Genomic DNA, 13551 nt, shown 5'->3' on the forward strand with positions numbered 1-13551 from the left:
GGAACGGTCAGAACGGCCCGGACACCGCCTCCAGCTCGATCGTCTCCGTACCGAAGCTCAGCGAGGAACAGTCCAGGCTGCTGCGGGTGGTCGGGTACGAGTGGGGGCGGGTGTCCGCGGCGCCCGACGCCTGGCGCCGCGCCCTGCCCGTCGACCCCGATGTCGGCAGCTACCCGGAGCCCGCGCAGGTCGTACCGGCCCGCTTCGGCCGTATCGTCCCCGTGGCGCCGCTCCTCGGGCAGCCTTCCGGTGCGCAACCCCGTGAACTGGAGGTGAGCTGGGAGGACTCGGGCCGGAAGGCCGGCATCGGGGCTCGCGTCCGACGTGCGGTGCTGGGGGCGCCACTGCGGAGCACGGCCCTCGCGCGGGAGCGGATGCGCAAACTGGTGGCGCTGCCGGTCCTCTCGGCGGACGCGTTGTCGTCGGTGGCGTACGGTCCCGAGGCGCTGCTGGCGGTGCTGGTGCTGGGCGGCAGCGCGGGGCTCTCCTACTCGCTGCCGGTGTCCCTGGCGATCGTGTTCCTGATGCTGGCCGTCGGGGTGTCGTACCGCCAGACGATCCGTGCGTACCCGAAGGGCGGTGGTTCCTACATCGTCGCCACCGACAACCTCGGGCGGATCCCCGGGCTGGTGGCCGCGGCCGGTCTGATGACCGACTACATCCTGACCGTCGCCGTCTCCATCTCGTCCGGGACCGCGGCCGTCACCTCGGCGCTCCCGCAGCTCTCCGGGGACATCGTCCCGATCGGCGTGCTGGTCATCGCCGTCCTGCTCGCCGGGAACCTGCGCGGGGTCCGGCAGGCAGGCGCGTTGTTCGCCGCGCCGACGTACGCCTTCATCATCGCCGTCCTGGCGATGATGGCCGTCGGCCTGCACCAGGCGGCCGGGCGCGGCTTCACTTCACTTCCGACCCCACCCTCGCACGCGGTCGAAGGAGCCGGTCTGCTGCTGGTCATGCGGGCCTTCGCCTCCGGGTCGACCGCCATGACCGGTATCGAGGCGATCTCCAACGCTGTACCCGTGTTCCAGCCCGTCACCTGGCGCAACGCGCGCACCACCCTGACCTGGATGATCGGGCTCCTGATCGCGCTGTTCGCCGGAACCGTCGCCATCGCCCATCTGAACGGGGTCCTCCCGGAGTCGAAGGAGACCGTGCTGTCGCAGCTCGCCCACCACAGCTTCGGGTCGGGCGGGATGTACGTGTTCACCCAGACGGCGACCGCGCTGGTGCTCCTGCTCGCGGCGAACACCGCGTACAACGACTTTCCGCGGGTGCTCTTCCTGCTGGCGCGCGACAACCACGCGCCCCGGGTCTTCCTGCGGCTCGGTGACCGGCTGGCGTTCAGCAACGGGGTCATCGTGCTGTCGCTGGCGGCGGCCGTGGTCTACATCGCGTTCAGCGGTCTGACGGCTTCGCTGATTCCGCTGTACGCCGTCGGGGTCTTCCTCGCGTTCACGCTGTCCCAGAGCGGCATGGTCGTGCACTGGTGGCGCAGCCGCGCCAAGCACTGGCGCAAGAGTCTGTGCTTCAACGCCACCGGCGCCCTGCTCTCCGCCATCGTCTTCGTCACCGCCGGGATCACCAAGTTCACCGCCGGGGCATGGCTCGCCCTTGTCGCCGTGGGGCTGTTCCTGCTGGTGACGACGAGGATCCGGCGTCACTACGACATGGTGACCGCGGCGCTGCGGCTGCACACGCAGACGATCGAGATCCCGAGCCGTTCGATCTCGCCGCGCTCCTGTGACGCGCCTCCGGCCGCTCCGCCCGTACCCCCACCTGCGACGGGCCCGTCCGGGTCCGGGGAGGAGAACGGTGAGTCCGAGGACTCGCCGGAGGAGATCAGCCATCTGTCCGTCGTACTGATCGACGCACTGCACCAGGCGAGCATGCGTGCGCTCGCCTACGCCGCCTCCCTCCAGCAGCCGGTCCTCGCTCTGCACGTCAGCGCCAGCGACGAGGACGCCGAGCGCTTCCGTGAGGCCTGGCATCTCTGGGGGGACCATCTGCCGCTGCGGATCGTCATCTCCCCGTACCGCGCGACCGTGGCCCCGCTGATCGGCTACATCGGGTCGCTGCACCACCAGCGTCCGGACCTGACCATCACGGTCATCCTCCCGGAGATCGTGGTGCGCCACTGGCGGCACCGCCTGCTGCACAGCCCGCTCGGCGGGCGGCTGCGGCGCGCGCTGCGTCCCCTGCCGAAGATCGTGGTGACGACCGTCCCCTTCCACGTCTGAATCCGGCGGTACTGCCGCCCCCGCTCCGCTGAGCGCGGCAATACCGCACGAGGAATACAGTGGAACCAAGGACGGGAATCACCTGTCGGCCGAGGCCGCTTCCCCAGCGGGAATCGCGGCACAGGGAGGCCGTATCGCCCATGAATTCGGAACGTGCCACTCGTCTGGTATCGGCACTGCGCGCCCGTGGGGTGATGGCTCATGTGGCCGAGGTGGGTGTCTATCAATTCGGTGTGCGTGTCGTGATCGACTGGAACATCGAGGCGGTCTGGGACACCGATGGTGCTGCGGGGCTCGATGCGCAGGTACTCAGCGACGGAATGCTCGTGGGTTTCGTGCCGCATATCGAAGGCTCGGAGGATTTCACCGAACAGCAATTGGTGGACGCCATTGCGACCACCGGCTATTCCACCGAAGGTCTCCGTCCGCCGACCGACACGGAACGGCGTGGTGACGCGGCCCCGTCGGCGCCTGCCGAACCGCCATCGGCCCCGGCGCCGTCGTCGGCGCCCCGGCACCGTAAGCCCCGCAAGGACCGCTGGTGGCGCAGCTGACGCGTACCGAAAACCCGGAGGCCTCGGCAACGGGTTGACTGCTACAGGCCGGGTGCCCCCCATACGGGGAACCACCGCGCGAGGTCGGGTTCGATCCGGAGATCGTCGCCCAGTACCGCTCTGACCTGGAGTTCTCGCTGGCTGTCCCGCTTCTCACCGCCGCCCGGTACAGGTGCGAACGGGAAGAAAGTGCCTCGTTTGTAGAGGTAGACAAGGGCCAGGGGCCGCTCGTCGGCGTCCTTGAAGGCGAGCAGCGAGCAGAGGAGCTGCGGGCCGAATCCGCCGTCCTCCAGGAGCGTGTTGACCGCGTGCAGGTCGTTGACGAGAGCTGCCGTGTCGTCGGGATCCTGCTGGGCGAGCAGCCAGGTGTAGCCGTACGAGTCGTTACTGAACCGCACCGGGGAGCCGCCCCGCCCGGTGTCGGCGTCGAGCAGTTCCTCCACGTCCTGTTTGATCCGGGCGAAGCCCCCGCCCTCGACGCCCGCGAAGCAGACCGAACCCAGCCCGGTGGGTGTGAATCCGGCACCCGCTTGCAGGGTGAGCGCGGCGGACGGCAGGGCGAAGAGCTGATCCAGATCGGGGCGGACCGGCTTGCTCCGGCCGAGGATGCTGTCGAGAAGGCCCACGAGTCGTACTCCTACGGTCCAGGCGGTTCAGGTTCAGGGGGCCGCGGTCAGCGGCACGGCACGGAGCGGAGCGGGTCGTCACCGCGGTGCGCCGTCACCCCCGCGGGAGAGTTCGGTGGAGATGCGGGCCAGCTGGTCCAGGCGCTGTTCGAGCGTCGGGTGCGAGGAGAACAGGCGGCCCAGGCTCTCCTTCGAGGAGAAGGCCGGCATGAAGTAGAAGGCGTTGTACGGCTCGGCCTGCCGCAGGTCCTCCGTCGGGATCCGCGCCATCTGGCCGTTCACCTTGGTGAGCGCCGACGCGAGCGCCGAGGGGCGGCCGGTGAGCAGTGCGGCGGCCCGGTCGGCGGAGAGTTCCCGGTAGCGGGAGAGCAGCCGGGTCAGCAGGAAGCTGAGCGCGTACACCACGGCGCTGGCCAGCGGGACCAGCAGGATCGCGATACCGAGCGGACCGGCGTTGCGGCTGCCCCGGGCGAGGCCGCTCCACAGGGTGATCCTGGTGATCAGACCGGCGAGCACACCGAGGAACGAGGCGATGGTCATGACCGCGGCGTCACGGTGGGCGACGTGCGACATCTCGTGGGCCAGCACGCCTTCCAGCTCTTCGGGCTCCAGTCTGCGCATCAGTCCGGTGGTGGCGCAGACGAGTGCCGTGCGTTCGCTGCGGCCGGTCGCGAACGCGTTCGGAATGTCACTCCGGGCGATCGCCACCCGTGGTTTCTCCATATCGGCCAGCGCGCAGATACGGTCGACCGCGCCGTGCAGTTCCGGCGCCTCCTCGGCGGTGACTTCCCGCGCCCCCATGCTCAGAGCCGCGATCTTGTCGCTGAACCAGAATTGCGCGACGAAGAGCACACCCGCGATGATCAGAATGGCCGGCCAGGCACCACGCAACAGAACCAGCAGCACGCCGACCAGTACGACGTACAGCAGGCCGATGAGAAACATGGTGGTCACCATGCGCGTGGTGAGACCACGATCAAGGGTGTAGCGGCTTCGCTTCATCGTTGTCTCCTGTCGCGTTTCTCCCCGTACCCAATTCTCCTCCTTCCGCATAAGGAGAGGGTATGCAGTGACGCGTCAGGATGTGCGGCAAGCCGGTGCCGCGGTCCCCCGGTGGCGGGCGATCCGCGGCACCGGGCGGTTCACCAGACGACCGGCAGCTCGTGGACGCCGTACACGGCCATGTCGGTACGGAAGGAAATCTCTTCCAGCGGGCGGGCCAGCCGGAGGCCGGGCAGCCGCCGCAGGAGTGCGGGGTAGGCGAGCTGGAGCTCGATCCGGGCGAGGTTCTGGCCCAGGCACTGGTGCGGACCGGAGCCGAAGGCGAGGTGGCGGCGGGCCTGCCGGTCGATGTTCAGCCTGTCCGGCTCGTCGAAGACCTCCGGGTCCCGGTTGGCGATGTCGTTGGCGCAGATGACCGCGTCGCCCGCCTTGATGGTCTGTCCGCCGATCTCGATGTCCTGAGCGGCGACCCGCCGCCGTCCCATGTGGGTGATGGACAGGTATCGCAGCAGTTCCTCGACCGCGCCCGCGACGCGCTCGGGGCTGCCGTCGCGAACGGCTGCCAGCTGCTCGGGGTTCTGGAGCAGCGCGCAGGTACCGAGGGCGATCATGTTGGCCGTCGTCTCGTGTCCGGCCACCAGCAGCAGCCGGGCCTGCTTGGCGCACTCGTCGCGAGTGCTCTGCCCGGTCACCAGATACTGCGCGGCCAGTCGGCTGAGCAGGTCGTCCCCGGGATTCTTGGCTTTCGACTCGACCAGGTCGCCCAGGTACTCGACCAGTTCCTGGGAGGCGGCGAGGGCGTCCGGCACGGAGCTGCGCGTGTCGATGATGACGGAGCTGGCCCGCTGGAAGAACCCGTGGTCCTCGTACGGGACACCGAGCAGTTCGCAGATCACCAGCGAGGGAAGCGGCAGGGCGAAGGAGGTGACCAGATCGGCCGGGGGGCCCGCCTTCTCCATGGCGTCGAGCAGGTCGTCGATGATGCGCTCGACGCGTACCCGCAGTGCTTGGGTGCGCTTGATGGTGAAGTCGCCGGTGAACCGTTTGCGCTGCTCGTTGTGTTCCGGCTCGTCCATCGTGATGAACGTGCGGTTGTGCGCGCGGGTGGCCTCGTTGCCCGCGCTCACGCTCGGATAGTTCGGCCGCTGGTTGTCCGCGCTGATGCGCTCGTCCCGCAGCAGCGAGACCTGATCGGCGTGACGTGTCACGAACCAGGCCTGCTCCCCGTTCCACAGGGTGACGCGGGACAAAGGCTCCGCTTCCTGCAGCCGGGACATCTCGGGAGGCGGGTCGAACGGACACCCGGAGGCGCGACGGGTGGTGAAGGCGGGTGCTGCGGTGGGGACCTCGGTCATCGTTGTCCTTCCACGGTGGGTCACGGTGGGGGGTGCGGGGCCGGATCAGGTGAGGGTGATCGCAGCGGCCGGACAGATCTGCGCGGCCTCTTCCACTGCCGCGTGCTGGTCGGCGGGCGGCGTGGCGTTCAGCACCACGACGATCCCGTCCTCGTCACGCTGATCGAATACTTCGGGGGCGGCGAGTACGCACTGGCCGGCAGCACAGCACTTGTCGGTGTCCACGGCGATCTGCACGTCGTTCCTCCAGGGGACTGGGGCTGGCAGGACTTGAGCAGGTGCGTTACTTAACTAAAGTAACTTCCTGTCGCGGACGGTAGTACTCCGTTCACGCACGGGGGAACCCCAAGTTCATGCATAGGGCATCTTTTTGGCCACGCCCCTTGCACCGTGCCGTGGCCCTCCCGGCCACGCCGGCCGCACACGGCGGGACCGGCGGCCTCATCGGCCGTGACCCGTCGGCGCGTAAATTGGCCCGAACGGATCCGCCCGGCGGGCCCGCGGAACGCAGTACGCCCCCGGCGTCCGTGACGTCGGGGGCGTACGCGTATGCGGTGACCGGTGCCGGTCGCTTGGGCAGTGCCGTCAGGCGCTCTGCCAGAGCCGGGTCATGACGCGGACACCGAACCGCAGCCCCTCCAGCGGCACGCGCTCGTCCACTCCGTGGAAGAGCCGGCCGTAGTCCAGGTCGTGCGGGAGCTTGAGCCCCTTGAAACCGAAGCACCGGATGCCCAGGTGCGTGAAGGCCTTGGCGTCCGTGCCGCCCGGGTTGCAGTACGGCACGGGGTGCCCGTCCGGGTCCTCCGCGCGTACCGCCGCACACATCGCGTCGACCAGCGGGCCGTCGAACGTGGTCTCCATGGCGATGTCGTGGTTGACCCACTCCCGGCTGACCGAAGGCAGCAGCAGGGCGTCGATGGCGTCGATCAGTTCCTGCTCGTGGCCGGGCAGGAAGCGGCCGTCGACACGGGCGGTGGCCCGGCCGGGGATGACGTTCGTCTGGTATCCGGCCTGGAACATGGTGGGGTTCGCCGAGTTGCGGAGCACCACCTGCATGAAGTCCGAGACCGGGCCGAGCCGGGCGAGGCTGCCCTCGATGTCGTTCTCGTCGAACTCGACACCGTACAGCCGGGCGGCCTCGACGAGCAGGGCCCGCACCGGCTCGATGAGACGGATGGGGAACGTGTGACGACCGATGCGGTTGATCGACTCGGCCAGGTCGGTGACCGCGTTCTCGTCGTTGGGCGACGAGCCGTGACCCGCCCGGCCGGTGGCCGTCAGCTCCATCCACGCCATGCCGCGCTGGGCGTTCTCGATCGGGTAGAGCCTGCGGTCGTCGTCGATCGCGAAGGAGAATCCGCCGCCCTCGCCGATCGCCTCGGTGACTCCGGCGAAGAGTTCGGGACGGTGCTCGACCAGCCAGTGGCCGCCGAACTTGCCGCCCGCCTCCTCGTCGGCGAGGAAGGCCAGCACCAGGTCCCTGGACGGGCGGATTCCGGTCCGTGCGAAGTGCCGGGCGGTGGCCAGCATCACGGCCACCGTGTCCTTCATGTCGATGGCTCCGCGGCCCCACAGGTAGCCGTCGCGGATCTCCCCGGAGAACGGCGGCACCTGCCACTCGGCGGCGTCCGCCGGGACGACGTCGAGGTGGCCGTGGACCAGCAGCGCGCCGCGCTCACGATCCGCGCCCTCGATCCGGGCGATGACGCTGGCCCGGCCGGGCGCGCTCTCGATCAGTTCCGAGTCGATGCCGACCTCCGCCAGCCGGGCCACGACCCAGTCGGCGCAGGCCCGCTCGTTGCTGATGGGGTTGGATGTGTCGAAGCGGATCAGCTCGGCGCAGAGTTCGACGACCTCGCGCTGTGCCTCTTCGGAAGCGGGGATCGGCTCCGTGCTGATCGGGTCGGGGTCAGGGGTGTTCATGCCGCTCCCACGGGGGTGTTGGTGTCGTGAACGGGGAGTTCCGGGGTGGTCTCCACGGCGGAGGTGCCGTACGGCTTGATCCAGCCCAGCAGGCCGAGTCCCGCGTACAGCACGAAGGCGGTGATCAGTGAGTTGAGCGCCGGGATGCCGCCGTCGTAGAACTTGCCGACGCAGAACGCCGCCACCCAGATGACCAGGGACATCGGGACCCAGGTGGGCGAGCTGGTGGGCAGGGTCTGCGCCTCGCGGGTCTCGTCCAGCGGCTTGCGCATCCGCCGGACGATCCAGTACTCGGCCACGATGATGCCGCCGATGGGCGGAATGGCGACGCCCAGCAGGGACAGGAAGTCCGTGAAGTGCGTCATGATGCCGACCGCCGACAGCAGGGTGCCCGCCAGGCCCAGCACGATGGTGACCGCGCCGCGGTGCAGACGCTTGCCGAAGACGACCTGGAAGAAGTTGACGACGCCGAGCGAGGAGCCGTACAGGTTCCAGTCGTTGACCTTGGCGGTCGACATCAGCACGACGATCACGCCGATCGCGCCCGAGGTGCTCAGCACGATGTGCGAGACCTGGTTGCTCTTGACGAGGTGGCCCAGGAGCACGCCGGTCATGCCGACGATGTACTCCGAGAGGATCATCGACGAAGCGCTCTGCAGGAAGACGTGCGAGCCCTTCTTGTTGAAACGGGTCATCTCGGGGGCGACGATCGCACCGGTCATGAACCCGCCCGCGATGGCGGTGGCCGCCACTGCCAGCGAGATCGGCTCGCCGGGCGGCGGCGAGTGGACCAGGTCCGTGAAGGAGTGCTTGGTCAGGGTGGAGATGACCGACCAGGCGACCAGCGCGAAGAAGAGCGGCGTGACGATCTTGGCGAAGACGGCCATGTACTTGAAGCCGAAGATCACCAGCACCGTGACGGCCAGTCCGGCCACCACGCACCACATCCAGGACGGGCCTCCCACCAGGGAGGAGACGCTGTCACCGAAGATCGTGTTCTGTACGCCGAACCAGCCCACCAGGCTGACCGCGATGACGAAGCTGACCAGGGCGGAGCCGTTGCGGCCGAAGCCGACCCAGCGGGTGAGCAGCGGGGTCGCCAGTCCTTCGCGCATTCCGGCCAGGCCGATCGCGAAGATCACGATCTCCAGCGTCACCGCGCCCAGGGTGAAGGCGAGGAAGGCGTTACCGAAGGTCATCCCCACGCCGATGGTGGCGCCGAGCGTGAACTGCGAGATCGAGCCGGACTGGGCCAGCCACTGGAGCAGCATGCTCCCGAAGCCGAAGCGCTTGTCACGCGGAACGCGGGAGAGCGCGTAGTCGTCGCTTCCGATACCTGTGGTGTCCTCGGCAGCGGGTGGTGAAGTTGCCATTTATGACTCCCGTGACGGGTGGCCGAGGGTCTGCAGATGCGTCAGTGACCCGTAGCGGTTGACGAGGTTGTCGAACTCCCCCACGTCGTGGAAGTCCAGTTGGCCACCGCCGAAGACCTTGGCGGTCTCGACGGCGAACCGTGCGGCGGACGCGATGTCCGTCTCGTGGCTGGCGCCCGTCTGGCAGCCGGGAACCGCGGCGGCCGACGTGATCGCGAGTCCGACGACCGGGGCGGCGGTTGCCGTCGCGGGCTGGAGGATCGAATTGATGTGGTGTGCACCATTACCGTACGGAGTGATGTCCTGTGTCGTCACGGGGTAAGTGACCAACGGCTCACCCGTCACGACGGCCAGCAGCTCACCGAGCTGCTCGCTCACCCGCAGGACCCAGCCCTCCTTGACCGTGGGAGAGAGGGCGAGTCCCTTGTGGTTGATGATCCGGTTGCCCTTGGTGGTGTCGATGGAGAGCACGGCCTCCATGTCATCGGTCACCTCGTGGCGGTTCATCGTGGCGATGTCCACGGGCGAGCCCATGAACGGCACCGGGTCGTGCGGCTCGGTGGGCGCGCTGGGGCAGACGTGCGTGGCGACGATCACGTCACCGGGCAGGACGTCGCCCCGGCGGTGCATGTCGAGCAGTTTGGCGGCGGTGGCCAGCGCGGCGGCGGCGCCGTCCGCGTCCGAGACCAGTCCGGTCACCTCGGGCCGGGCGCCGACTCCACCGAGGCGGCCGACCACACCGAGGGTGCGGGCCGTGCCGCCCGAGGTGCGGCCCCGGCTGCCGGGGATGCGGATCTGTACGAAGTCGGTGGAGCCCCGCTCACCGGCCACCGTGGTGACCCGGGCCCCCGAGCCCTCGGAACCGGCTACGGCGTCGAGGTACTCGACGACGCGCTTGCCGTCGGCCGCGGGATCGTCCAGCAGATCCACGATGTCCAGGACGTACTTCAACATGGGGGGCCTTTCTCGCTACGTCAGCACCCGCTGAGTTCCGGTAGGTGCTTCCGGGGGGTGCTGACAGCAGATTCGGGATCCGATAGCGTTGAGCGCAACTGTTTCCCTCTATTTGCAATTCGGGTCTGGATGGTGAGATGACGTTGGCCGAGATCGATCTGGACCGGCGCAAGCCCGCAGGGGCACTGCAGACCGTCGACCGGGCACTGCTCGTCCTGCTGGCCTTCGAGCGGACCCGACCCGACTGGGGCGTCACCGAGGTGGCGAGCGAGTTCGGCTGGGACACCTCCGTCGCGCAGCGGCTGCTGTCGACGCTGGCGGGCCGCGGTTTCCTGGTCTCCGACCCCGCGACCCGGCGCTACCGGATCGGTCCGGCCGTGCTGCGGCTGAGCCGGCAGTGGGAGCGCTCGGGCTCGCTGGAGCTGCTGGCCGGCCCGGTGCTGGAGGAGCTGTGCCGCACCACCGGCGACACCGTGCTGTTCTGCCTGCCGGACAGCTACCACATGCGCTGCGTGGCGGCGGAGGAGGGCGAGGCCGGGCCGCTGCGGTACTACCCGCTGGTCGGTGAGCTGTATCCGGCGCACGCGGGCGCCACCAGCAAGTCGTACTACGCGTTCCTCCCCGACGAGCAGCGGCACCGCCTCTTCCGCGCCCGCCCGATGGCCCGCTTCACCGACCGCACGGTCACCGACGCCGACGAGTTGGAGCGGGAGTTCCTGCGTATCCGCGCCCAGGGGTACGCGTGGACGGTCGGCGAGTACGACCGCGGAATCGCCACCGTCGCCGTCCCGGTGTTCCTCGGCCGGGAGCCGTACGGCAGCCTCAGCCTGGGCGGGGCCGAACAACTCTTCGCGCAGGGACCCGAGTCCCGGCTCGACAGCCTCCGGCAGGCGGCCCAGCTCCTGGAGAAGCGGCTCACCCACCCGCCCCAGCGCACCCGCCGCCCGCGCACCTGACCCCCTTTTTTCCTCCCGCTACAACACCTGTCCCCTCGCTGAGAAAGCACCACCGTGAATCTGCTGCTTCTTTCCAACTCCACCCAGCACGGCCGTGGTTACCTGGAACACGCCCTGGACACCGTCACCGGGTTCCTGCCCCGGGGCGCCCGACTGGCCTTCGTCCCCTACGCCCTGGCCGACCACGACACGTACACGGCGCGGGTGCGCGGCGCCCTCGAACCGGTCGGCATCACGGTGCGCGGTGTCCACGAGAACGCCGACCCGGTGGCCGAACTGGCGGCCGCGGACGCCGTGTTCATCGGTGGCGGCAACTCCTTCCGGCTGTTGAGCGCGCTGTACCGTACGGGGCTGCGCGAGGCGGTGCGCGACGCCGTGCGCGGCGGGCTGCCCTACATGGGCGCCAGCGCGGGCACGAACATGGCCGCGCCCACGCTCCGCACCTCCAACGACATGCCCATCGTCCAGCCGCCGTCCTTCGAGACGCTGGGCCTGGTCCCGTTCCAGATCAACCCGCACTACCTCGACCCGGATCCGGGCAGCACGCACAAGGGCGAGACCCGCGCGGAGCGCCTGACGGAGTTCCTGGAGGACAACGACGTCCCGGTACTCGGACTGCGCGAGGGAAGCTGGCTCCGGGTGACCGGGGCCGAGGCCCGGCTGGCCGGGGAGCGTCCGGCGCGCCTGTTCACGCGGGGCGAGCCCGCCCGGGAGCTCCCGGTGGGCTCCGACGTGTCCGCGCTGCTCGGCACGGAACCGCACTTCGACTCACCGGTGGCGTAACCACGGCCGCCGGGGCCGGGCCGCCGTCCGGGCGGCCCGGCCCCGGGGCCGTTCCGTCTCAGCCCGCGGTGTGCACCACTTCCCCGCCCACCACCACGATCTGGGCGACGGTTCCCGGGGTCCGCTCGATGGGCAGGCCGAGGATGTCCCGGGAGAACACGGCGAAGTCGGCCAGCTTGCCGACCGTCAGCGAACCCCGCTCGTGCTCCAGGAAGTTGGCGTAGGCGGAGCCCATCGTGTAGCCGTGCACCGCGGTCCGTACGTCCACCGTCTCCTCGGGTATCCACGCCGGGCCGCCGGACAACGGCCGCCGGGTGACGGCGGTGTAGATGCCGACCATGGGGTCCATCTCCGCGACGTTCCAGTCGCTGGAGAAGGCCAGCACGGTACCGGCCTCGTGCAGGGAGCGCATGGGCCATGCCTTGTGCCAGCGTTCCTCGCCGACGTTCTCCGCCCAGTCCTGGCCGGGGCCGGCGATCTCCGGCGCGCAGTGCCGGGGCTGCATGCAGGCCACGACGTCGAGCGCCGCGAAGCGCGGGAGGTCCTCGGGGTCCAGGCATTCGACATGGACGACCTGGTGGCGGGCGTCCCGGGGGCCGTTGACGGCGCGGGCCTGCTCGATGGCGTCCAGTACGGTGCGGATGCCACGGTCGCCGGTGGCGTGCACGAAGCACTGGAAGCCACGGGCGTCGAGCGCGGTGAGCAGGTCCGCGAACTCCTCGGGCGGGTAGAAGGTGTCGCCCCGGTGGTGGGCGCACCCTGCGTAGGGCTGGAGCATGGCGGCGGTGCGCGGCTCCACCACGTCGTCGATGTAGAGCTTGAGCGGTCCCAGCCGCAGCCGGTCGTCGGCGTGTTCGCGCGCCGCCGCCGCGAAGTCGTCGAGGTCCGCGCCGGTGGTGCCACGCGGGTGGAAGAGGGCGGCGACGATCCTCGAACGCAGCCGCCCCTCGGCGCGGGCGCGCTCGAACAGGGGCAGGTCGTCGAGGGAGTTCTGCGGTTCGACGACGGTGGTGATACCGAAGCTGATGGCGTCGTCGAGCGAGGCGGCGAGGCGCTGGTACTGGCGGTCCGGGGAGGCCCAGGGCACCCCGAGGGCGTGCAGGGCGCGGTATCCGTCGCGCGAGAGCCCCTTGACCGCGAAGTCGGTGAAGAAGCCGGTCGGTTCGCCGGTCGCGGGGTCCGTCCTCGCGGTGCCGAACGGCAGGTCCGGCTGGGCCGCGGTGACACCGAGCAGCCGCAGGGCGGCGGTGTTGAGCCAGACGGTGTGGACGTCGTAGCTGAGGACGAACGCGGGGGTGTCCCCGGTGGCCGGGTCGAGATCGCGGGCGGTGGGCATCCTGCCGTCCGGGACGGCGGAGTAGTCGAAGGCTTCGGCCTCGATCCACGTGGCGTCGGGATTCGCTGCGCGCCAGCGGAGGATGCGGGCGTGGATCTCCTCCAGTGACTGCGCTCCGGCCAACTGGACGCAGGCGTCGTCCGAGCCCAGCCGGACATGGTTGTGGGCGTCGATGAACCCGGGCAGCACCAGGCGCCCTTCTCCTTCGATGACCTGGGTGTCCGGCCCGATCCACGCCGCGGCCCCCTCGTCGTCACCGATCCAGGCGATGCGCCCGTCGCGCACGGCGAGCGCCTCGGCCCGGGGCAGGCCGGGGTCGACGGTGTGGATCCGGGCTCCGCGCAGAACGAGTGTCGCGGCCGGGGCGGAGGGGGTGCGAGGTGTCATCTGTGGTGCTCCTGCGTGGTTCTTGTCGGTGGGGCATCGGAGTGCGGTGCGGGCTCGACTGCCCG

The 13551-nt window shown here is 69.7% G+C and carries 12 protein-coding genes; 4 read left to right on the forward strand and 8 right to left on the reverse strand.

Annotation, left to right across the window (positions count from 1 at the left end; translation table 11 throughout):
- Positions 1 to 374: 374 nt before the first annotated feature.
- The gene (locus tag OG709_RS02935) at positions 375 to 2237 is read left to right on the forward strand and encodes an APC family permease (RefSeq protein WP_250300436.1); all 1863 of its coding nucleotides are present in this window, start codon (positions 375 to 377) and stop codon (positions 2235 to 2237) included.
- A 140-nt stretch (positions 2238 to 2377) separates the two neighbouring features.
- Positions 2378 to 2791 (forward strand): hypothetical protein, encoded by a 414-nt coding sequence (locus tag OG709_RS02940; RefSeq protein ID WP_329164675.1) that lies wholly within the window; start codon positions 2378 to 2380, stop codon positions 2789 to 2791.
- Between the two features lie 41 nt (positions 2792 to 2832).
- Here OG709_RS02940 and pspAB read toward each other — a convergent pair whose 3' ends face one another.
- From pspAB to OG709_RS02975, 7 genes are all read right to left on the reverse strand, one after another.
- Complete coding sequence (pspAB, locus tag OG709_RS02945) at positions 2833 to 3417, reverse strand: PspA-associated protein PspAB (protein WP_250300313.1); 585 nt, start codon at positions 3415 to 3417, stop codon at positions 2833 to 2835.
- 78 nt (positions 3418 to 3495) lie between these two features.
- Positions 3496 to 4419, reverse strand: coding sequence for a zinc metalloprotease HtpX (htpX, locus tag OG709_RS02950; RefSeq protein ID WP_250300314.1), 924 nt, complete (start codon positions 4417 to 4419; stop codon positions 3496 to 3498).
- Between the two features lie 140 nt (positions 4420 to 4559).
- Complete coding sequence (locus OG709_RS02955; RefSeq protein WP_266644396.1) at positions 4560 to 5774, reverse strand: cytochrome P450; 1215 nt, start codon at positions 5772 to 5774, stop codon at positions 4560 to 4562.
- A gap of 45 nt (positions 5775 to 5819) precedes the next feature.
- Positions 5820 to 6011, reverse strand: a complete 192-nt coding sequence (locus OG709_RS02960; protein WP_250300318.1) for a ferredoxin — start codon at positions 6009 to 6011, stop codon at positions 5820 to 5822.
- 348 nt (positions 6012 to 6359) lie between these two features.
- Positions 6360 to 7697 carry a M20/M25/M40 family metallo-hydrolase gene (locus tag OG709_RS02965; RefSeq protein WP_250300320.1) on the reverse strand — a complete coding sequence of 446 codons (1338 nt, stop codon included), beginning with the start codon at positions 7695 to 7697 and terminating at the stop codon, positions 6360 to 6362.
- The gene (locus OG709_RS02970) at positions 7694 to 9070 is read right to left on the reverse strand and encodes a cytosine permease (protein WP_250300322.1); all 1377 of its coding nucleotides are present in this window, start codon (positions 9068 to 9070) and stop codon (positions 7694 to 7696) included. Before OG709_RS02970 ends, OG709_RS02965 begins: the two co-directional genes overlap by 4 nt.
- The gene (locus OG709_RS02975) at positions 9071 to 10024 is read right to left on the reverse strand and encodes a DUF1177 domain-containing protein (protein WP_329164678.1); all 954 of its coding nucleotides are present in this window, start codon (positions 10022 to 10024) and stop codon (positions 9071 to 9073) included. It lies immediately after the preceding gene.
- Positions 10025 to 10161: 137 nt separating this feature from the next.
- On the opposite strand from OG709_RS02975, the gene OG709_RS02980 reads away from it, so the two are divergent.
- Both OG709_RS02980 and pepE read left to right on the forward strand, forming a co-directional pair.
- A complete protein-coding gene (locus OG709_RS02980) occupies positions 10162 to 10980 on the forward strand; it encodes an IclR family transcriptional regulator (RefSeq protein ID WP_250300326.1) in 819 nt (272 codons plus the stop codon).
- A gap of 54 nt (positions 10981 to 11034) precedes the next feature.
- Positions 11035 to 11763 carry a dipeptidase PepE gene (gene pepE, locus OG709_RS02985; RefSeq protein WP_250300327.1) on the forward strand — a complete coding sequence of 243 codons (729 nt, stop codon included), beginning with the start codon at positions 11035 to 11037 and terminating at the stop codon, positions 11761 to 11763.
- Between the two features lie 58 nt (positions 11764 to 11821).
- On the opposite strand, the gene OG709_RS02990 is transcribed toward pepE, so the two are convergent.
- Complete coding sequence (locus OG709_RS02990) at positions 11822 to 13486, reverse strand: amidohydrolase (protein WP_250300329.1); 1665 nt, start codon at positions 13484 to 13486, stop codon at positions 11822 to 11824.
- Between the last annotated feature and the right edge of the window lie 65 nt (positions 13487 to 13551).

Origin of the sequence: Streptomyces sp. NBC_01267, assembly GCF_036241575.1 — a bacterium.
Taxonomy (GTDB): Bacteria; Actinomycetota; Actinomycetes; order Streptomycetales; family Streptomycetaceae; genus Streptomyces.

Excerpts from the sequence above, each read along its gene's own strand:
- OG709_RS02975 (WP_329164678.1), bottom strand. The coding sequence starts at position 10,024 with ATGTTGAAGTACGTCCTGGACATCGTGGATCTGCTGGACGATCCCGCG.
- OG709_RS02990 (WP_250300329.1), bottom strand. The coding sequence starts at position 13,486 with ATGACACCTCGCACCCCCTCCGCCCCGGCCGCGACACTCGTTCTGCGC.
- htpX (WP_250300314.1), bottom strand. The coding sequence starts at position 4,419 with ATGAAGCGAAGCCGCTACACCCTTGATCGTGGTCTCACCACGCGCATG.
- OG709_RS02940 (WP_329164675.1), top strand. The coding sequence starts at position 2,378 with ATGAATTCGGAACGTGCCACTCGTCTGGTATCGGCACTGCGCGCCCGT.
- OG709_RS02980 (WP_250300326.1), top strand. The coding sequence starts at position 10,162 with ATGACGTTGGCCGAGATCGATCTGGACCGGCGCAAGCCCGCAGGGGCA.
- OG709_RS02935 (WP_250300436.1), top strand. The coding sequence starts at position 375 with ATGCGCAAACTGGTGGCGCTGCCGGTCCTCTCGGCGGACGCGTTGTCG.
- OG709_RS02955 (WP_266644396.1), bottom strand. The coding sequence starts at position 5,774 with ATGACCGAGGTCCCCACCGCAGCACCCGCCTTCACCACCCGTCGCGCC.
- OG709_RS02965 (WP_250300320.1), bottom strand. The coding sequence starts at position 7,697 with ATGAACACCCCTGACCCCGACCCGATCAGCACGGAGCCGATCCCCGCT.
- OG709_RS02970 (WP_250300322.1), bottom strand. The coding sequence starts at position 9,070 with ATGGCAACTTCACCACCCGCTGCCGAGGACACCACAGGTATCGGAAGC.